Source organism: Tunturiibacter gelidiferens, from assembly GCF_051013345.1.
Taxonomy (GTDB): domain Bacteria; phylum Acidobacteriota; class Terriglobia; order Terriglobales; family Acidobacteriaceae; genus Edaphobacter; species Edaphobacter gelidiferens_A.
Genome location: NZ_CP132939.1, coordinates 5,520,266 through 5,540,581, shown reverse-complemented (window position 1 = coordinate 5,540,581; position 20,316 = coordinate 5,520,266). Strand labels below are relative to the sequence as shown.

The 20,316-nt window shown below is 56.5% G+C and carries 15 protein-coding genes and 1 pseudogene; 8 read left to right on the top strand and 8 right to left on the bottom strand.

Annotated features, from left to right (window positions below; genetic code table 11):
- Positions 1–137: 137 nt before the first annotated feature.
- Positions 138–1,170 (top strand): annotated as a pseudogene (locus RBB80_RS27850) (IS110 family transposase).
- A 515-nt stretch (positions 1,171–1,685) separates the two neighbouring features.
- Here the strand turns inward: RBB80_RS27850 and RBB80_RS27845 are convergent.
- The 4 genes from RBB80_RS27845 to RBB80_RS27830 form a co-directional block, all read right to left on the bottom strand.
- The gene (locus RBB80_RS27845; RefSeq protein WP_433965459.1) at positions 1,686–4,124 is read right to left on the bottom strand and encodes a hypothetical protein; all 2,439 of its coding nucleotides are present in this window, start codon (positions 4,122–4,124) and stop codon (positions 1,686–1,688) included.
- A 1-nt stretch (position 4,125) separates the two neighbouring features.
- Entirely contained in the window at positions 4,126–6,849 is a 2,724-nt protein-coding gene (locus tag RBB80_RS27840; protein WP_433965458.1) for a tetratricopeptide repeat protein, read from the bottom strand.
- 115 nt (positions 6,850–6,964) lie between these two features.
- Positions 6,965–8,047, bottom strand: coding sequence for a DUF4331 domain-containing protein (locus RBB80_RS27835; RefSeq protein WP_433965457.1), 1,083 nt, complete (start codon positions 8,045–8,047; stop codon positions 6,965–6,967).
- 100 nt (positions 8,048–8,147) lie between these two features.
- Positions 8,148–8,588 carry a DUF4331 family protein gene (locus RBB80_RS27830; protein ID WP_433965456.1) on the bottom strand — a complete coding sequence of 147 codons (441 nt, stop codon included), beginning with the start codon at positions 8,586–8,588 and terminating at the stop codon, positions 8,148–8,150.
- Positions 8,589–8,982: 394 nt separating this feature from the next.
- Here RBB80_RS27830 and RBB80_RS27825 point away from each other — a divergent pair, with 394 nt between their 5' ends.
- The 5 genes from RBB80_RS27825 (at position 8,983) to RBB80_RS27805 (ending at position 12,412) form a co-directional block, all read left to right on the top strand.
- Positions 8,983–9,441: a carboxypeptidase-like regulatory domain-containing protein gene (locus RBB80_RS27825; RefSeq protein ID WP_433965455.1), complete on the top strand. Its 459-nt coding sequence runs from the start codon at positions 8,983–8,985 to the stop codon at positions 9,439–9,441.
- Between the two features lie 96 nt (positions 9,442–9,537).
- Positions 9,538–10,971 (top strand): hypothetical protein, encoded by a 1,434-nt coding sequence (locus tag RBB80_RS27820; protein ID WP_433965454.1) that lies wholly within the window; start codon positions 9,538–9,540, stop codon positions 10,969–10,971.
- Positions 10,901–11,071 (top strand): FtsX-like permease family protein, encoded by a 171-nt coding sequence (locus RBB80_RS27815; protein WP_433965453.1) that lies wholly within the window; start codon positions 10,901–10,903, stop codon positions 11,069–11,071. Before RBB80_RS27820 ends, RBB80_RS27815 begins: the two co-directional genes overlap by 71 nt.
- 172 nt (positions 11,072–11,243) lie before the next feature.
- Positions 11,244–11,861, top strand: a complete 618-nt coding sequence (locus RBB80_RS27810; RefSeq protein ID WP_433965452.1) for a permease prefix domain 1-containing protein — start codon at positions 11,244–11,246, stop codon at positions 11,859–11,861.
- Entirely contained in the window at positions 11,756–12,412 is a 657-nt protein-coding gene (locus RBB80_RS27805; RefSeq protein WP_433965451.1) for a TolC family protein, read from the top strand. Before RBB80_RS27810 ends, RBB80_RS27805 begins: the two co-directional genes overlap by 106 nt.
- Positions 12,413–12,451: 39 nt before the next feature.
- On the opposite strand, the gene RBB80_RS27800 is transcribed toward RBB80_RS27805, so the two are convergent.
- From RBB80_RS27800 to RBB80_RS27785, 4 genes are all read right to left on the bottom strand, one after another.
- Positions 12,452–12,622 (bottom strand): hypothetical protein, encoded by a 171-nt coding sequence (locus RBB80_RS27800; protein WP_433965450.1) that lies wholly within the window; start codon positions 12,620–12,622, stop codon positions 12,452–12,454.
- Between the two features lie 234 nt (positions 12,623–12,856).
- The gene (locus RBB80_RS27795) at positions 12,857–13,783 is read right to left on the bottom strand and encodes a hypothetical protein (RefSeq protein ID WP_433965449.1); all 927 of its coding nucleotides are present in this window, start codon (positions 13,781–13,783) and stop codon (positions 12,857–12,859) included.
- Between the two features lie 62 nt (positions 13,784–13,845).
- Positions 13,846–14,265, bottom strand: a complete 420-nt coding sequence (locus tag RBB80_RS27790) for a hypothetical protein (RefSeq protein WP_433965448.1) — start codon at positions 14,263–14,265, stop codon at positions 13,846–13,848.
- 459 nt (positions 14,266–14,724) lie between these two features.
- A complete protein-coding gene (locus RBB80_RS27785; RefSeq protein ID WP_433965447.1) occupies positions 14,725–15,951 on the bottom strand; it encodes a di-heme oxidoredictase family protein in 1,227 nt (408 codons plus the stop codon).
- An 816-nt stretch (positions 15,952–16,767) separates the two neighbouring features.
- Between RBB80_RS27785 and RBB80_RS27780 the strand changes: the two genes are divergently transcribed.
- Both RBB80_RS27780 and RBB80_RS27775 read left to right on the top strand, forming a co-directional pair.
- Positions 16,768–18,327 carry a TIGR03118 family protein gene (locus RBB80_RS27780; protein ID WP_433965446.1) on the top strand — a complete coding sequence of 520 codons (1,560 nt, stop codon included), beginning with the start codon at positions 16,768–16,770 and terminating at the stop codon, positions 18,325–18,327.
- 934 nt (positions 18,328–19,261) lie between these two features.
- A complete protein-coding gene (locus RBB80_RS27775) occupies positions 19,262–19,762 on the top strand; it encodes a histidine kinase dimerization/phospho-acceptor domain-containing protein (protein WP_433965445.1) in 501 nt (166 codons plus the stop codon).
- Positions 19,763–20,316 lie beyond the last annotated feature (554 nt).

Below are 20,316 nucleotides of genomic sequence, written 5' to 3'. Positions count from 1 at the left end.
TAGTGAGGCACCGGCAGACGAAAGAGCCGGAAACAGATAGGGGGCACCTAAACCACCGCGCCACATCTCGACTCTACCGCTTGATCTCCACATTGAAGTGGGTGATCTTGTTGGCAGGTTCAAGGAGGATCATCGACATGCAGATTCGTTCGGTTGGTATCGATCTTGGCAAGACGACGTTTCACCTGGTAGCTCTCAGCGCAGCGGGCAAGGTGCTATTGCGGAAGAAGTTTACCCAGAAGCAGCTCATCATCTTCACCGCGAACATGCAGACCTGCCTGATCGGGATGGAGGCATGTTCGGGTGCTCACTTCCTCGGTCGTGCTCTGAGAGAACAAGGCCACGACGTGAAGCTGATCCCAGCTCAGTTCGTGAAGCCATTCGTGAAGTCGAACAAGAACGACTTCCTGGATGCGGAAGCGATCGCCGAAGCTGTCGATCGGCAGAACATGCGCTTCGTTCCGATCAAGACGGACGACCAGCTCGACCTTCAGGCGATGCATCGTGTGCGTGATCGCCTCGTCGCCCGTCGAACCTCCGTCATCAACCAACTACGGGCCTTCCTGCTCGAGCGTGGCATGGTGTTCGCAAAGACGCCCGCGAAGCTGAAGCTGGCGATGCCAGAGATCCTCGAGAACGCAGATGCGAACCTGACCCTACGCATGCGCAACCTCGTCAGCCTGCTCTGGAGCGAGTGGAAGGATCTGGAGCAGCAGATCGTTGCGATGAACGTGGAGGTTGAACAGATCGCCTCTTCCGATCCAGCCTGCCAGCGACTCAGACAGATCCCGGGTATTGGGCCTCTGGTTGCAACCGCGATCGTAGCGGCGATCGGCAACGGAGCGGCCTTTCCATAAGGGCCGGGAGTTCTCCTCCTGGCTGGGACTTGTGCCGCGACAGCACTCGACCGGCGGCAAGATCAGACTCTTCGGCATCAGCAAGCGCGGCAACAGCTATCTGAGGAAGCTGCTTGTGCATGGTGCCCGATCCGCCGTCCTCCGCGTCAAGCGAGAACGTTCGCCGTTCGGTCCCTGGCTCAACGCTCTTGAGCGCCGGTCCCCGGTCAAGGTAGTGATCACAGCCGCAGCCAACAAGCTCGCCCGTATCGCGTGGGCCGTTCTCTCGAGCGGACAGGACTATCGAGCGGTTCCGGACGCAATGACTGCCTAAGCAAGATTAGCCACCACCGGCATCAAGTTCTCCAACCAAGGTCTGCACTGGATAGCTAAGACGAACGAACAGTTCCCAACGGCGTGCTCGCAACCTGCTCCCGAAAATGGTCTTCCAGGACCGTCCCGTTTATCAGGAAGAGCACGCAGCGCAACTCATCTGAGGGATGAGAAAGTCTGCGTCAATGTATCCGTCAATAAGGGCGAAGATGTTGTCAAGGGCAAAGATATCCTTCCCGTTGCCTGGAGCAACGCTCGGAGTCGAAGCTTAGAGACCAGAGCCCGAGCGGATCCCTTTGTCGAATCATCTTGGGTGGAGCGTTCTCCACCAACCATCAATTCGGTCACAACTGCGACCATGATTCAATTCTTCCCTTGCAGTCAGACGGCGGACCATACATTGCACCAGAGCCGTCTGACGAAGGTACTGAAATCCCAACTGAGGGGATTCGATGTGAAAGGTGGAAGCGATGTCGCGGATTTTGCGAAGCTGAGCATTGTCTTTGGATCACACTACTATTGCGGGGTCCATTGGGGGTGACTTGTGAACAGTCCACCTACAAAACCCAGTTGATACACGAGAAATGATCCGAAACAAAGACTGACCATACCGGAAGCTACTCCGAGATAACGGCTGAGCACGGGAAAGTGATCTCCTGCATAGGCCAGGGGTAAAGCAATGGCTGCAGTCATGCACATCATCCCAATCATTGTTCCAGCGCCGAAGATGAGCAGATATACCGTTGCCCAGACCGGGTTGTGAATCGTAGACAAGACCAGTAGAGCCACGGCTGCGGATCCCGCGAGCCCATGCACCAAGCCGATTGCCAGCGGCCGGACGCATTGATACAAACCGAAACGGCCAATCGAGTTCTGATAGAGCCCTTCTGTCGCGGTCTTGACCCCCCTGCCCGCGACATTCTCTGCTAGCTTTGCACTCGCCATGCTGGCTGGGGTGAAGTAGGCAGTCACCTTCTGCATCACGCCGGTGAGGTTCAGGACGCCGAGCAGAATCAGCATGATGGCGACGCTGAATTCCATTGATAACCCAACACGAGGTGGAATCTCGACTCCGAAGAGAATGATCAGTGAGCCGACAATAGAGATCGTGATCGTGTGACCCATTCCCCAGACGAAACCAATGAATGCGGCATTGCGGATGCTCCGTTGCTTGCTGACGATGGTTGAAATGGCAACTACATGATCCGCGTCAGTAGAGTGCCGCATTCCGAGGATCAGGCCCAAGCCTGTGACGAACAAGATGGGTCCAAGTCTCTCTTTGGAAAACATGTGCACATCGCGGTGCACGGCTGAAAGGGCTTGTATTGTCAACAGAAGGCCGAGGACAGTGATAAATGCAGAGGACGCGACCGGAAGCCAACGCCTGGTGAGCGGACCATCGATTTGAAGGTGCGTCATGAAGCGACGCGCATAGACCATCAACATGCCAAACCCAATCAGTACGGCGGCAAGTCCGATGCTGAAGGCCACAATCAGGAAGAAACCCAATCCTATCCTATGCAGTGCAAATGCACTCAACAGAACGATCAGCGCAGCCGGGCATGGGATGATTCCCCCGGTGATGCCCAAGGCAAAAAGTTGGGTAAGACTTACAGACTTAGCCGAAGCATCTTCGATTCGGACCTGATTCTCCTCTGCACCTTCGTTCACCGTGCGTTTCGAGAAGAACCAGCGGCTGTGAGAGCCGCCCGCGGCGTGAGAATGATCCGTGGCCGTGCCTGTCAGGCGGCGCAAGAGCATATAGCACCCAAGTCCCGCAACCGTGATCCCAGAGAAAGCGCCCAGCCAGGGATAGAGTTGCTCGGGCACGATGTAGCGTGAAGCGTACAGCGTGATCGCTCCAAGCGCGAATACACCGACAGTATGCGATGCGGTAACGATCATGCCCAGCAGAACAGCGTGCCGCGCGGTTCCTTTGGAACCCACCAGATAGGCGGCGACGATGGTTTTACCGTGACCAGGTTCCAATGCGTGCAGTCCACCGAGACCGATGGCAATGATTGCAGCGGTAAACAGAAACCAGGCGCTCAGATGCTGGGCCGTGATTAGTTCGGTAAATCTGCTGCGTGGCGTCTGCTGTTGATTGGCCTGGAGATGCATGGTAATCGACGACGCCGATGCAGGTTGAGACGGTTCAAGTGACACTGCGACGGGTACAGCTGCGATCTGCTTGGGTGCGGGCACAGCCTTCACAGCCGTGTTGGAATGATTCTGCGGAAGCGTCGCGCTGGTTGCAGGAGCCTCCACACGCCGCGATAGCGGCTGGGAACTTAAATAAGACTGCGCATCAGCGACCTGAGTCGGTAATGGCGGCAACGTGGCTACGACTGAAGCTTCGAGGTCCTGAGGTGGGCTGGTCAGCAGATCGGTTGGATAGTTGCTCAGCTCGCCGCTGCGATCCGTTGCGGGAACCGAGCTGCCGAGCAAAGAGCCGACGGCAGCCAGTGCAACGACTTCCTTCCATCCGGAGTGTCCTGGGTAGTTGTTGTCCGCATAATGCAGGCTTACATGCTGTCGGTCCACGGTCGACGGGTAAGCCGCTTCGTAAACGAAGCCCATCTTCATCGTGGGCAGACCACCCGCGCCGGGAGGAAAGATGACTCCGCTCGAGACCAGGCGTAGTGGAATCTCTTTGCCATCCATGTCAACAATCAGACCGTGTCCCAGCTCTGCGCCGCGGGCAGCCACATAGCGGACAACCGCCGCGGAATTCGGATCCATGTGGGTGGCCGCAATATTCCCTTGCTGTAGTTCCTGATAGGTGGGAATCTCTGCCAAATCGATGGAGTACCGAACGATGATTCGGTCGCCTTGCACGTTAATTTTGGAGTAGTGATTTACGCTGAAATTGCCCATAGGGTGAGCCGAAGCCAATCGACAAAGACCAAACAACAAAAGCAGCGACACGAGCCTGCCAAATCTCTTAGCGAGCATGTTATTCAGAGCCTCCCTTTGATTTGGATTGCGTTTCCGAAGCGGTAAGTCTCTGTTGTGCCGCATTTGCATAGATCAGATGGAAGTGTGGGTTGATCTGGAGTGCTTCTTTTAGTTCATTGCGAGCCCGCTCTAGCTGTCCCAGTCGCTCGGCGATCATCCCGGCGTGAAAGAGAAGAAGCGAGTCCCGTGTTCCGAATTGCATCGCTTTCTCGCTTGCCTTTGCCGCCTCCGTCAGCTTGCCATTCTTGTAGAAGGCCCAAGCCAACGCGTCCCAGGTGTAAACGTCATGCCGGACTTCAAGCTCTTTCTGTGCGAGGTCCAGGGCCTCGGCGAGCTTCATATCATGATCGGCATAGAAGAGTGCCAGATCGCGATTGTGCAGCACTTGATTGATGTGCCCAAGCAGTCCAATGTACTCGACAAGCGCATACTGCTTTTGGGCCTCTGCCTGATTTCCAGACTTTGCATACAGGTCCCCCAGCTCCGCGACAAAGATAGGCATGGGGACGACGGCAATGGCCTTTTGGTAAAGCAGGATTGCTTCCGCATATCTACCGTTGTTCGCTCTGAGCTTACCCAGAGCGGCCAAAGCGCGATAGTCTCCAGGATGGATGGTGAGTGCGGCAAGATAGGCCGAGTCGGCGGAAGCGGAGTCACCCGCCTGCGCATCGTACTCTCCCAACTCGTAGTACAACCATGCAAGGTGTTCACTCGGAAGTTGAGCTTCGACTCCTTCCGTGACTGCTGTCTTCATCAGGTCGATCGCCCCGGCCGTGTCCCCGGCGATCACCATCAAATAGGAGATTCGGCTGTCTCGCGCATACGCGGCACGCGGCGAAAGCGTCATGTCGCGAGGCGTCAATCGACCATAGGCGACACCCGCCTTCTCGTACTCACCCATATCCGCGTAGGCATCCCCGACTATGGCGAAAGGCGAAATGTCGCCCGTTCCGAGTGACAGTGCATGCTGCGCGTAGGTGAGGGCGTCGGCAAAGCGATGTTCCCCCATGCAGACCTCAGCCATCGTTCCCAAGGCTTCATCTGCTGAAAAGTCCGCTGAAACAAGATCGATCGACTTGGTAAGAGATTGCTCAGCGAGCTGAAAGTCGCTTACGTCGCCGGTTTCTCTGGCGCGCTGGAAATATGCAGCGCCCAATCCCGCATATCCTGCGGCGCCACTCGGATTGCGAGCCACAGTAACCTGAGCGCTATGGATCATACGGCTGGTGCTCGTCGGTTGAGGCGTCAGCAGAGCCTCGGGTACGGGAGCAAAAACGAGAGCATCGGCCCTCATTCCAACGCCAACGGACGCTGCACTGTGATCCGATTGATCCGACGCGGTCAAAGTCCCACTCGGAAGAGCACCCTGTGGCACGGCGGACGCAGGCGTTTCTGGCGAAGCTTTCGGCCATTGATCACCCGTGACCGTCGCGAGACCGACAGACTTGCGAGCGTCCGAGGCATACTCAGACGAAGGATTGGATTGGATGGAGAGCTCGAAATACTTTGTGGCGTCCGCACTGTGATTGAGCTTCTGCGCAATGTGCCCGGCGTGATCGAAAATCTGAGGGCTTTGGATTCCAACCGCGATAGCCTTCTGTGCCGCGGCGTCCGCGTCCTGGTCTTTCGCATTGGCATAGAGCGCCCAGGCGTATGCATCTAGAGTCTTTACATCCTGCCGTGCCGCAATCTCGTGCTGCGCAAGTTTCAGCGCAATGGGCGCGGTGGCGGGACTTTTGGCATACATCATAATGAGGTCAAGTGTTGACGCGCCGCTTGATCTTTCGGGCTCGCTTGCCAGCTTCTCGAACTCCGCATACGTGGCGCGAGCTTGCTTTGCCTGCCCCGCAGCCTCCTGCGCTTTTGCCAGTTCATAGAGAACGTGAGGATCGTTGCCGATCGACGAGGCCTGCATCAAAAGCTGAACGGCATCGCTTGCTCGATTCTCGGCCATGCGGACGCGGGCCAAATTCTCCATAGTGTAGGGATAACGAGGGAAGACCTGCTCGGCCCCCTCCAGAGTCTGCGCTGCCGCGGCGCTCTGGCCCGATTCGATCTGAATCGATGCGATCTGGTTGGCAATCCACGCCAACTCCTCCACCTCAGCCGGGGACGTCTGCGAATATGCCCGATTTAGAAAATCGATCGCGCCATGCGCGTCACCGTACAACGCCCGCAGCGTGGCCCCGACCAGGAGTGCTGGAGTGTTGTAGGGCCGCATATTCATCATCCATTGCACGTTCGTCTCTGCCTCTGGATAATTGCCGAGCGCGATATCTGCCTCGGCGATATATCCATAGGTCATCACATCGTCGGGTGTGCGGTGATTGAGAACCGTCGCCCGATCCCTTGCCTGAGCGAACTCATGACGACTCAACAGGAGGGCGACCTGAGTTCTCTGCAACTGAAAGTCGGTCGAATCCAGTTTCAAGCCTTGAGCAAGCGCGGCGTCTGCATCCTTCAAGTACCTGGAATCGGCGGTCTCGCGAGTCCTCCGCAAAAAGGCGAGCGCCAGTTCGTTGTAGGCCTGCACCTTCTTCGGATCGGTCCTGATCTGCAGCTGTGCCCCTGCGATGCGCTGCTGTGCGGGAGTGTCTTGCTGAACGGCCGGCTGGCCCGACGGGTTACGCTGGTCCGCTGCAGGGAAGGCCGCTTGCTGGGCGAATCCCGGCCCGGAGGTTAAGACGCTGAGAAGGAACAGTGACGCGTACAGTGATTTCATAAGGAACCTATTCTCTAGAGCCTCAGAAAGTGGTTCTCTGCGCGGAAACAGATTCCGCGCAGAGAACGGGTTGTGTTCAGGCGACCCAACTAGCCTTACTGGGCGCGACTGAGTGTTAGTTGACGGGGCAGGGCTGAGGACCACCCTGGTTTGCCGGTGGGGCCGCCGAGTTCTGAGAACTGGAGGACGTTGGTTGGTCGCCGCAGCCAGTAGCATCGCCCGGACTGCTATGACGGCTGTCGCGTCCACTGTATGCAAAGTGAACATACGGGAACGTTTCCTGCGGGGGAACGTCTGGTGCGTTAACACCATCACCGAGCAAGATGTTCGGAGCGACATCGAACCGAGGGTTCAGAATCCCGCCAATGCCGACCCGCTCAACGATATCGACTACATCATCGGTGAGACGGCGGCCATTGGGGAACCCGGCAGCGTCACCAGCGATCAGGCCAAGACGCTTGCGCTGCGACTCCGGGGTAGGAGGTACACCAGTGTTGAGCCGCATAAGGTCGGCGATTGGCCCGGCTGCAGTGCCTTTCGGGGCGATCGGCGCCGCATACGTCACCAGCGGCAGCAGATCGGTTCGGGGTGGAGTAGGTATTTTGAACCCATATACGGCGTTGAATACTCTTGCAATGAGAGGATCAAGGTCGAACGCGGCAAACTGACTGTCGTTGACCGGCTCGGACATGCTCCAGAAGTCCTTGCTGCCTGTCCCGATGATCAGTTCGTTGATCAGCGGATTGCCAAAGCGCTGTATCTGGGCCAGGTTGCCAAAGTTTTGAGCGGGCTTCCTGGGTATGCGAATGGTGATCTCTGTCCTGGAGGTTGTCGCCCAGACGCCGATGGTTCCCTTCGGATCCGTGGCGGCGTGGATGACTCCATCGCTAGTAAGCATCGTAATCGGAACCTCAATCGCGATGGTGTTTACGTTGAATCCGGCGACCGAATTCGGAGCCGAATTGAGCTGATCGTTGGCATCCTGTGCAGGAGTAAGCGCTTCAACCCCTGTGCCGGCGCGGTAGTTGAGGCTATCGAAGGTCGCGCCCAGATCGATGAAGAAGGGATCTGCGGCCGTGCCGGCGAAGACCCGAACGTCGGAGGCGCCGTTGCCTTGCAGGCTATATATGCCCTGCCCGGCTAGAGCGTTGTAGTCCGGCATGGTTCGGGGGCCCACGTTGCTGGGAACCGCGATCAAAGGGCCACCGCTGGTATTCGTTAGGGGATGCTACGACCATCCTTGATCATGTTCACGGTGAACGTCTGCTGCAGACTCAGGCCTGCGGCCCCGGCACCAGTCAGAGAAGTGATCGCGGGGGCACGATCGGCGTACCAGGGGCGACGGGGCTCGGCGAGTTTGCCGGCGCGGCAACCCCGTTGCCCGCTCCTGCGTACCCAACAGGGAGCCCAGGATCAAGGATGTGGGTCTGAAAACGGAACTGGAACACGACGTGTGCCAGCGCATCGTGATTGTTGTCGATCTTGATCTGATACACGACCGACGGGTCAAACGGGAAGTAGTTCGGTCCATTGCTCGGCTGCAGGAACGGATCGACATTCATAATGAGAGTGACGCGGTCTGGATGATCGTAGCTGACAAATGCGTACACATCGGTAATGTCGGCGGTGTGATCCAGGGCGGTGATAGGTGCTTCCCGGTGGCTGGATGCAAACGCACCGGGCGGCACAGCGATGAGCAGACTCAATGCAAGTCCGCCTATAGACTTTAGCCTTAACATACGACCCTCCAATTTCACTTCACTGCGGTTGGGAGCGGGAGTTCCTGAACCAGACGGGAGCAGGAAATAAATTGATGGGGGCCCAGGGACTCAGGCTTCGTTTCTTTGCTTACGCTGCAACCTGGGCGGCTGGATTGCGCGTGCGGCGACTTATTGAAAATATTCGAGAGCTCCGCAATCCAGATGCCCGTTTGTCGCGTACCTATTGAAACGAAACCCGAACGCGCAAACGGTATCAAGGTCCCGCAAAACCTAATAATGTAGTTCTGCGGAAAATCCGAAGGAACCTGGCACCTCTCCTCGGAGAGGATCTCTACCGCACCAGGGCGGCCCGCTTTTCCAAACAGCATCACCCTCGCTCGCCTGGAAAGCTCTCCGGGCGACGAGCGATTGGATGGCACCCCCGATCTCCCCATTTACCGACATCAGAGCGCGCCTATCTATTTTGGCCATCGTCTTCCTTCTGATTGCCGCCCTGCCGTTGCGGGCAGCCACAGGAGGCAGCATCTCAGGGACACTTGCAGACTCCAGCGGAGCGGCGATCCCGGGAGCCATCCTTAGCTTGGTCAACATCTCCCAGCGGACGAGTTATCAAGCTGTTTCCGACAGGCGGGGTCTCTACTCCTTCCCAAACCTTCCTGTGGGTCACTACGAACTGACCATTTCGGCCAAGAGGTTCGCAACCCAACGAAAGACGAACCTGACAGTCGACACGGATTCGGCCCTGCGAGTGGACGCAAAACTTGCGATCGCAACGCAGTCAGAGGTTCTGACGGTCACCAGCAGTACGGTCGGCGTGCAGTTGAGACTGCTGCGACACATCTTGGCGAGGTCGTATCCGGCGCACAGATGACTGCGCTGCCGTTAAATGGAAGGAGCTACACCGACCTCTTGGCAACTCAACCGGGAGTGGCCCCTATTTCGACCTTGTCGCCCCAGCTCTGTCATCATGGCAGGCGTCACCGGAAGTCTCGACCCTTCCGGTGATCTGAATCCCGGCAACCTGTCCATCAATGGGCAACGCGAGTCGTCCAACGGCTTCCTGGTGAATGGAATCGACGTGCAGGAGCACATGAATGGTGGCACCTCCATCGTTCCGAACCTGGATTCGATCGAAGAATTCCGTGTGCTGACCAATAACTTCGATCCAGAGTACGGGAACTACGACGGAGGCATGGTCACCGTCGTCAGCAAGTCGGGAGGCACCACGTTTCACGGTGACGTCTTCGAGTTCTTCCGCAATACGGCGCTCGATGCAAGAGGATACTTCGATCCGACCCGCTCGGCGTTCAACCAGAACCAGCTTGGCGGAACGATCGGCGGCCCGGTTAGGCACGAAAAGGTCTTCTTCTTCGCCAACTATCAGGGAACTCGTACGAACCAGGGTGTTTCAACTGGCTATATCTCAGTGCCAACTGTCGCTCAGCGGAGTGGCGACTTCGGCGACCTAACCGGTTCAATCAGCGGCCCTTACCTCGCGTCGCTGCTTACGCAGAAGCTGGGTTACGCTGTCACTTCAGGAGAGGCCTACTCCAGCGTCTTCCCCCACGGAATCATTCCACAACGCGCGCGGTCGACGCCGGGCAAGAATCTGTTGCAGTACATTCCATCTCCCAACGTCAGCACGAGTCAGTACTCGACCTCGGCATTTGCGCAGACTGTTCGAGACGACAAGGGCTCGGTACGCATAGATGGGAACAGCCATCTGGGCCAGATCTCAGCCTATTACTTTGTCGATGACTATCGTCTCGACAATCCCTATCCGGGCTCCGTTGCGGGGGCCAGCATCCCGGGTTTCGATGCGCTGTTTTTCGGGCGAGCACAACTGCTGTCTGTGGGCGTCAACAAGCTCATCGGTTCGAACACCGTCAATGAGTTTCATGCCGGCTATTTACGCAATGCCAACATCATCGGGCAACCCAAGGGTGGGCTCGGCGTCAGTCTGGCGTCGCAGGGTTTCACTACCGGCGCAGGAACGGCGGGGATCTTTGTGCAGGCACCGCAGTTTGAAGGCGTGGAGAACATTACATTTCCCACGTTCGTCATGGGCGTTCCGATCACCAATGAGACGCAGGTCAACAACACGTACTATCTGAGCGACGGACTCTCGAAAGCCATCGGCGCGCACACCCTGAAGGTCGGTGGCCAGTTCCATATCGACCAGGTGAATGAGCTTGAACCGGAGCTGCCGGTATACAACGCGCTTACCATGGACCAGATCCTCAACAAGACCACGGCGAGCCAGGGTTTCGCCGCAAACCTGGTGCTGGCCTTCGCAGGGATCTCGCTGCTGCTGGCCGGTGTCGGGCTTTATGGAGTACCTGGTCACGCAACGCTCCGTCGAGATCGCCATCCGCATCGCACTGGGGGCGCAGCGGCCTGAGGTGCTTCGCGTAGTGCTCGTCGACGGACTGATGCCGGTCCTCTTTGGCGCCGCGGCTGGCCTGGCCGGAGCAGCTGTGGCCGGATCGCTGATTCGATAGATGCTTTACGGAGCGAGCCCTTACGATCCGCTGGTCGTCGCTGGAATGGTTGGTTGCCTGCTGTTCACGGCGGTTGTGGCATGCGTGGTTCCTGCATGGCGGGCCTCACGGGTGGACCCAATGCAGGCGCTGCGCTCGGAGTGATGAGGCTTGTTCTCGAAGGAGAAGACATATGGCGTGGATGCAGAGAATGAAGATGCGGGCGACGATGTTGTTGGATCGCGGTCGTGCTGGCGATCGGTCAACGGCGGAGCTTGATCATCACATCGAAGCACAGACGGCGGAAAACATCGCTGCCGGCATGAGCGTAGGCGAGGCCCGGGCGGCGGCGCTGCGCACCTTTGGCAATCGCGGGCTGGTGCGTGAGCAGGCGCGGGCGACGTGGAGCTGGAACTGGGTAGAACGGCTGGGGCGCGATATCCGGATCGGCATGCGAACACTGGCGCGTGCGCCTGGGTTCACCATGATTGCGGTGCTGGTGATGGCGCTGGGCATTGGCGAAAATGTGACGATCTTTGCGGTAGTGCGGGCGGTGCTGCTAAATCCGCTGCCGTTTCGCGACCCGGGCCAACTGGTAGCAGTGTATGAGCACAACAAGCCGAACACGACTTCTTATTTACCAGTCGCCGGGGCCAGTTTCTCGACTGGCAACGGGTGGCAAAGGGCGCGGCCGATCTGGCGCTGGTGGATGCCTGGGAGCAATACAACGTCTCGGCAGCGGGAGGGCAGCTGCCGGAAAAGATCAACGCGGGCTGGTGCTCGTGGAACTTCTTCTCGACGCTGGGAGTGACGCCGGCGCTGGGGCGCACGTTTGCCGAGAGCGATGATCGGCCTGAGGCTGAGGCGTCGGTGATGCTGACGAACTCATTCTGGAAGCGGCGCTTTGCGGGCGACGCCGCGATTGTTGGCCAGAAGATATTCCTGAACAATTCGTTCGGCCGCTATACGCTCGGTGCTAACGTAAGCATTCCGCTGCGCGTCTTCGATCGCAATCAAGGTGAAAAAGCCAGCCCCCTACTGGACATTGGCCGGAGCCAGAAAACCGCCGATGCGGCACAGGCGCAGGTTTTCAGTGACGTTGATTCCTCATACGAGCAGTTGCGCAGCAATATCGAATTGCTCAAGCCCTACAAGAAGGAATATTTAGATGAAGCCCTCTACGTCCGTGAGACCATCACTTTCTCCTACCAGCGGGGAGTGGCCTCACTGATGGATTTCCTGAATGCACAAAGCGACTATCGAGTCGTTCAGCTTGCCTACCTTCAACTGATAGGCTCCTATCTGATGGCCGCCGGCCAAATGAATCTTGCCGTCGGGCAGGAAGTGTTCAATGGCAATTGAGTCTTTTGGACAATCGATATTAGCCTTGCTGCCCGAGCATCAATGCCCTCCCCGGTGCCCCTTGCCCGCCTTTCCGTCCGTCGGCTTCGCCTCGGAAGCCGTAGCCGGGGCGGTCTGCTGCTGGATGGCATCCAGCCGATCGCTCATTCGATTCATGTCCTGGACGAAAAAGTAGTACCCGGTGGCTCCTCCCAGAGCGAACCCGAGCAACACAAGAACGGCAACCCAGGTCCAGCTATGGGCGCGGACCTCTTTGCCTACCCTTTGAGTTCTTGACGATAGAAAGAGAGCTCATCCCGTCCGATTGCAGCCTGCGATTCTGGCTTTTTATCGCTCCCGCTCGATGTTAACCACGAACGTCTTCACGAAGACTTGCAGAACGAGGCTTCGGCTGCGGTGATTAGAGAGTCAGTCGGCCCGTGCGAGCGCAGGTGCAGATGTATTTCAGTGGGGATCTCGGACTTGTCTACTTTTTAGGCGGGTGATGGATCGCCGGCCGCCGACCTTGATGCACTTGAAACCTGGTTCTGCCTTCCAGGCCGCGCCCTCCAAAATTTCCCAGGTCACGGTGAACCGACGCGAGTCATCGACATCATATTGAATGCGAAGCGGCAGACCCAATTGACCTTTGTCATTTGTCGATGTAAGCAGAAGCTTTTTCCCGTTCCAGCCCTCGGTAGAGTAGGCCACGGAAGCGGGATCATCCGCATCGATCATGAGGAACTGACTCTTATCCCGGTCGTATCCGACAAAATAGTTCCCTTTGAAGCCGTCTTGACTTTCATGAATCTCTGTCCAGGGTCCCGGTAAACGAAGTAACGCGCCTCCAGTGGAACGATTTCGATTTTCCACTTCCAGGTGTGCGGTCGAGGCGCCATCTCCGCAATTCCATTCACCGCTAAAGTCAAATCCCTGCGGAGGATGCAGTGTTCGATCCACAGGAACAATCATTTGAGCACTTGCTCTCGGGAATCCTGCCATCAAGCCAGCAAACCCCACAGCGATTGCAAATGCTGTGCGGATCTGCGCGGTTGTTCTCCTTTTCAGGTCATCTGCTTGCTGCGAGCTTCGCTTCGTGGCAGCCAGATTGCCAGCGTGCGCATGGCGTGCGGCAAGAGGTTCGGAAACAAATTGTGGATAGCTCTGCGTCATGTGCACTCTCACTTCTGTTTGATTCAGCATGTCTATAGGTGATTTCGCTTCTACAGCGCGCGTCAGAAAGGAGTGCCCGAGTTTGCGAAGGAGCCAGATCAGCATGCGCGTGATGCTGCTTAACTTAATAGCCGCTGCTGCGCCACCTGCCAGCATTCCGCTTTTCAAGAGAGAACGGCGGTTTACCGGACGCTTTATCACGCTTTCATATTTCCCCATGACTTTCCTCCACTACCCGAGGTAAACCGGAATTTCCATTTTTTATTCCCAACAACGGAGCTTTACGCACATCCAGGCGTCTGAATAAGCAATCTCTCGCTGATACCGGTCCGTCTTCCTATGCGGTGTACGGAAATTCGACTGAATTCATCGTGGGAAAATGCACGATCACATCGCTTGAAAGAAGGTCGATTCAACCGCACTTTACTTTTAAAGACCTGCATCAGGAGCTCTGACTGAACCTCATTCAACTGCTTTAGTGTCACTTCCAAAACCGGTCGGTCTTCATACGTAGCTACGCTGAGAATGCCTTTAAGGCGAAAAGAGGCGCGCCGCATGAGCAACTCGGCATCTCTTAGCTTTTTACTGTCATCGGTAACGCCCGCATGGATCTTCCCGGTATATCGCTGCACGAGCTGGAGGGTCTGCGAAGCCTGCTCGGAGTCGCCGGAGTTGAACTGCTTGCCGGCCAGATCCGTCATCTGGCTCACGAGCTCGGCATAGAGAAAGCATCTGTCTCTAGCCTGAGCTTGATCCGCTTTTACGTGAAGCGCGGCGAGAGCGGTTGTACTGTCACCCTGGCTTGAGACGTCCTGGCCTAAGCCGGAAGCGCAGGCACAGGTCAGCGAGCAGATGGATATAACTATGGCAGTGGACAAGAACCCCATCTCGCACCTCACGAACAGCCGATCTCAAAGGCGTACAGTTTTTTCCGAACCAACATGCGACGCACGCCTCGTCCGCTCCTTCCGGAATTGGGACGAAAGGGCTTCGTGCCATGTGAGATAGACAGGACAGCCGTCAGCCGTTGCCATTAGCCAACCGGAGCGGCGGGTTGGAGTCCCTCGGCGGTGACACTCGAGCCGCAGGCCACTACGGAGATCCGATGCGGACGCGAGTCCGCCTGTAGTCAACCCACTGTTGTGCTCAAGGCGCGACAGTCACAGCGTTTTCAGGAAGGTAATTAACGCCTCTCTCTCCTCGGGGCTCAATTCTCTAAAGTGTCTGGCGGGCTCGCGTGCTTCGTCATCATGACGCGAGATAGCATTTTCGAGAGATAACGATCTCAGGTCATGCATGAAGCGGGCCTTTTCGCGCAAGCCCCAAAGTGGCGCAGTCCTTAATTTGTTGGCCGTGTCTTGCGGACCGACCTGGACAATACCGTCTCCAGTTCCGATGTCATGCAACAAAAAGTCACTAAAAGGATGGATGATTTTATCTCCGAGAGCCTCTGGAACAGTAAACATGCCACCATCGATAACTGTCCCAGGAGGGGCCGTGGTGATGGATTGCACATGGCAGACACTGCAACCGAGCTGGGTGAAGAGAGCTCCGCCTTTCAAGGCTGCGGGGGTCGCGGCAAGCACCGTATCTCGAGGTGGAACCATAGTGCCGCGTATGAACTGAGCAAAGTGGTCGATGTCAGCCAAGCCAAGCTGATCTGGTTGATCTTCCACGCCCGTCGTAGTGTTGAGGACGGTGGTAACGTTCGTGGGGCGCAGCCGGTTCGTGATTCCCATCTCGTTGAGATAGGCATCCCCAATGAAGGAGAGCAAGCTACTGTGCTGGTCCTTCCAGCCGAAGCGTCCGACGCGAGTCTGTCCAGGGGCTTCGAAGATTGGAGCCTGCACCACTTCCCCATGAACTCTGCCTTCGCTCAGTGCGGGTTCTTCCTCTGCGATAGCGATCAGCGTCTTGTCGTCGATGGCTTCCACAAAGCCATCCCCCAGGGTGTTGAGGGCAGCCCTCAATGTGCGGATGTTTTCTGTTGCAGGTATGGTCTCCTGGGCTTCCGGACCGATAGCGCGATCGTTGACAATGGACCTGCCGGTAATCGTGTTTTTTCCGTCGTTGATGAAGATGGTCGGGTTGACGAAATTTCCATTTTCGTCGTTGTGCCCAACCCGGAGTTCCGTGATCTGGCTGGCTGCCCCACTATTCGGATTCTGATGGCAACTGACGCAGCTAGTTGCGTTGTACACAGGTCCAAGTCCATTCGCGACCGTCTCGTTTTGCTCATAGACCTGCTGATCCCGAGCAAACGTGTCTCCAGTTGGCTCGACGATTCCATTGCTGACACTTTGTGCACCGTTGAAGCTGGGAGTGTTGAACCCGGCCGGCGCTTCAGTTGCTGACTTCGCTGCGACTCTAACGAGTCCCGTACCCAACGCGATCAATATCGCGAAAAGGCAAGAACACAGGAGAACCTTTCTCCAATGGGGTATGAACATGAGCATTCCTCCAAAAGACACCAGTCGCCTACGCCAGTGCGGGACGTGAGCTGGCTGATCCGTTGACCTCAAATCCTCAAAGCCATAACAAAACGACCGGCAACTGGGCCCGAAGTCAGAAGTCCTTTACGTATCAAAACTGGGTTGCGCAAAGATTATTCCCATCGCGGAGCAGAAAATTTCCGAAGAGGAAGAAATAGAGCGGTTCTGACTGGACAGTCCTGGGTAATTGCTCAACGGGGAACGGGATGCGGCGAAGAGGCGTAGGAAGAGGCGGAGTTTGTTGGCATCATCATTTTTGCTGGTCGATCAAAAGAGTTTTCACACGATGACCAAAGCCTTGAGAAGCAGGGTCTCGCTCGAGCCCTGCTAAGCAAGGTGTAAACCGACGCCCACTATTTACAACCAGATGGTCGACTCTTCTCTAGACATACCGGTCTCTTCACGATAGAGCGATCCGTGGCCTTTGGGCATCGAGCATTCCTACCGTAAACCGAATTGCTCACAGCCTATTCCATAATTTGAGGGCGAATTGGGAATAACGGTGACCTTGCTCAGTTTTGTACTGCAGAGGAAATCACTATGTTGAACAGTAACTCTATGTCGTACTTCTCTGATATTTCCGCCTCGTTCGGGAGAGCTTTATCTTCCTTCGACCTCATAGCGAATAAGAACTGGTTCCGCCCTGTTGCGGTCCTTGCCCTGTCTGGCATTTTCTCGATCGGGGCCTTAGCGCAAACTAGCAGCACGTATGTGCAGACAAACATCATCTCGGACGGTGCGACGGTAAAAGCACTCGTTACCGATCCCACGCTGATCAATCCCTGGGGCGTTTCAGTCGGTCCGGCTATCTGGATCAATAAGGCCGGCAGCGGCTCGGTGGCGGTCGACACCGCCGCTGGCACCATTGCGGCACCGTCGCTGCCGTCGGTCACGATACCGGCAGCCGCTCCCGCGCCGGCGCAAGGCAGTCCGAGCGGCACGGTATACAACAGCAACAACGCTATCTTCGATATTCCGGGCAGCACATCGGCCTTGTTTCTCTTCGGCACCCTCGACGGCACGATCGCCGCCTGGAATGTGAGCAGCGGGACGCAAGCGGTGACGGTGGTCAATAACTCCGCCAAGGCCTCTTACACCGACATCGCGCTCGACACCAACGCAACTGGAACGTTCCTTCTTGCGGCTAACTTCAAGCAAGGCACCGTGGACGTCTTCGACAGCACCTTTGCTGCGCACGCTCTTACGGGTAGCTTCGCCGATCCGACATTGCCTGCGGGCTATTCGCCCTTTGGCATCCACAGCATTGGCGGAAACGTCTATGTGACCTATGCCCAGGTCAACGCAACCACAGGCGAGAGTGTGGGTGCAGGTCTCGGCTATGTCAATGAGTTCGACAACAATGGCACCTTTATCGCGCGAGTTGCCAGTCAGAGCGTGTTGAATGCACCGTGGGGGATGGCACTCGCTCCTGCGGGCTTTGGCAGTTTCGCTGGCGACCTTCTGATCGGCAACTTCGGAGACGGCGTGATCAACGCGTTTGACCCCAAGACGTTTGCGCTAATCGGATCGTTAAACACGGGAGCGGGCACGCCGATTGCGAACGTCGGCCTGTGGGAGATATTCTTCGGACAGAACAGCGGGCAGACCACTACGTTGGGCGATCCCAACACCCTGTACTTCGCCGCCGGTATCAACGGAGAGAAGGGCGGTCTCTTCGGCTCGATCGCGGTCGCTCCGCCTGCAACGGGAGCGGGTAACTTCACCTTCCAGGCGTCTGCCAACACGGTCAACGTGGCCGCAGGACAGTCGGCTGGGAGTGTGACTCTGTCACTCGCCGCCACGAACGGGTTCACAGGCCCTGTGACGTTTTCCTGCACGCCCACTTCGGTGACCTGTACCTTCAGTCAGCCGTCGGTGACGCTTTCGGGCTCTGGCACAACCTCGGTTACGGTAGCCATCGCTCCAGCAGCCACAGCGGCTCCACCAACGACTGGTGGGGGCTATAACAGGTCTTCCAATCATTCTGTCCATCTGTTCCAGTCACGGGCCGGCCTCACCCTGGCATTCATCGGCCCAGCCGGGTTACTTGCCTTCGTCGGTCTGAAGCGCAGATCGATCCTCGCAGGCGGATCGCTCTTTGCTCTTCTACTGGTGGTGACTACGGCAGCAATCACCGGTTGCTCTTCGTCCACATCTCCGCAGCAGGCATCTAGTACAACGCCCGCCGCACCCGCCACGATACAGGTTATGGTCAATGCAGTTTCAGGGTCGATTACGCAAAGCGTCATGGTCACCTTTACAGTGCAGTAGATGAGATCTCGCGCTAACGAAGGGCTGCCAAGAGGCAGCCCTTGCCTTTGCTGGAGAGGGAGTTTATAAACTTTTGCGCATAGCAATTCAGAGACAGGCGGCTAAGAAAAAGCTTAGTCGGTTGCGGGAGGTGTGCGCTGAGCTACTACTAGTTCAGGCGATACCGAATGGCGAGCATCTTTTCCGGCGTCGGACGAAGCCGCATTCCGTTCACGGTGGGTAGGGTAGCGCCGTCCGTGAGTGTTACTGATGATCCGGCAACTTAACTGTCATGGAAGTCTGAGTAATTGCCCAAAAAGAATTTCACGAATCGTGCTGCGAGCCTTCCAGAGCTCTCACTGTTTTGGTCAGGATCTGTTGTGGAGATAGATGACAACGTAACAGCATCTCGACTGCGAGCGCGAGGGTAGTTCGTTGCTCTCCGAAAAGCGCTCGCCACATATACTCCTGATTTGCCTGAAGATCTTCGTGTGTCATAAATGTGCCCTCCCTGCAAGGGGTAATCGAACCAGTTTGGCGACGATTAGTGTGAGTTCTCTTCGGTGATGCGTAATACAGAGGAATTGCAGACCATCTTCAGGTCTCTCGTTCACGTCGCACTTGGCGCATATCGGCCATCTATGAGGAGATCGCCGCTTTCCCTTCTCTTTAAAGGAAAACGAGCATGGAACGAATTTATTCCGTGCCGTGGGAATAAATTTTTCTCCCCGAAGTTTGCACACCAGGAGAATCTATTCATGAAAGCTAAGCATCAGTGGAACTCCGCCACCACAAGCTGCCTCTCTGAAAGGGCGATCCTTCGAGCCAGACTCAGGGAAGTCAATACTATGCGGTCAAAACCCCCATTCCGGGGCTGTTAGTCTCGGAAGCTCTATCTGAGGGTGCGATGAACCCGGCGCCTCAGATATTTAATGGCTGTAAAGAATCCAGGCCATTGGCGATCCCGGAGACAATGGCTCAATCCGTTTCACATGACCTCCGCAATCATTTGTCTGCTATTTATTCCAATGTCGAATTCATGAGCGAACCCAGGACGACTCAGTTGGAGCGCGAAAAACTTCTGCAGGACGTACACGCAGTGATCCAGGACATGACGGGTATGCTGGATTCTCTTCTACTGCTTGCGAAAACAGGCCAGACACTGCATCCCTGTTGGGCATCCCTGAACAAAATGGTTGAACATGCGGCTTGCATGGTCCGTGCCCACCCCGATGCACGAAATGTCGACCTTGTGATTCAAGATGGGGCGTCTGTCGCGGTCTGGATGGATTGCACAAAGCTGGTTGCGCTAAGGCAGGAAAAAGCAGCCACTGCAACGTTGATTTCTGTCCTGGCAGATACTAGCGGGGTGAAAGCCAAGCGAAGAATTCATATGGGCTCTCACATGTGGATTATCGAACCGCTCTGGAAACAAGCGATCCGTATCGAATTTTGATCGATGAGATTGTCTAGGTGCACAACGATGATATTCGTGAAATGGTGGCGAAGCATTCGAGGTATGCGCTCCGGGGTGTAGATCGAATCCCTGCGAGCATGCGTGGCGATTCCGGGCTCACCCAGGCGCTCATTTCACAGTGACACTCACCGCTGTCGTTGCCGTGATTGAACCGCTTGTGCCCGTTACCGCAACGATATAGTTCCCGGCGGTCGTACCTGAATTTGTTGTGCCGGAGCCGGTGGGTTCAATGACTGGATTGTCCATACTGCCACACCCGAAGGCAGATCCGGAAATGATAGCGAATACCAGCAGGGGAAGTAGTGTCTGCCATTTCCATCGGATACGCGTTCGAAAAGAGACTAGAAAAGCTACGGTGATGCTGCTGTAGAAGACAGAGAATTGCTTCAAGGGACTCCGAGACGTGGAAGCCGATGCGGCAGTGGTGTTGATAACGAGTGTTGCTGTCGCCGCCGTCCCCAACCATACGGTACTAGGTGCGACAATCTGGCAGGTAGGTTGGTAAGCTGATCCTCCCGGACTGATGACAGCAC